We start from the raw sequence: 323 nt of genomic DNA on the forward strand, positions 1-323 counted from the left end.
GAAATACATTTAGGAGAAGTCATTCTAAAAGAAACAGATCAGACAGCCATCGATGAGAAAGTAATCAAAGCTATGCTCAAAACAAATGGGTTCGATCTCTTCTACAGTAAGAATCAAAAGACAATAGATCAGATCAAAGATACTGTTGAAAAAGGTATTCAACAACAATTATACACTGGTAATCCTGTGAAATTTTCTGCACTTCTCAGCAACGAACTTCATAAAGATTATGATTCACTAAGCTCGCTGTTCTCATCCTCTGAGGGATGTACTCTGGAAAGATTCATCATTTCAAGAAAAATAGAAAAAGTAAAAGAACTTCT

1 pseudogene is annotated in these 323 nt (G+C 34.1%); it reads left to right on the forward strand.

The features are described 5' to 3' along the window. A pseudogene (locus tag SB679_RS23515) lies at positions 1-323 on the forward strand (AraC family transcriptional regulator); the annotation flags it as partial.

Origin of the sequence: Chryseobacterium sp. SIMBA_029 (assembly GCF_046535275.1) — a bacterium.
Classification (GTDB): domain Bacteria; phylum Bacteroidota; class Bacteroidia; order Flavobacteriales; family Weeksellaceae; genus Chryseobacterium.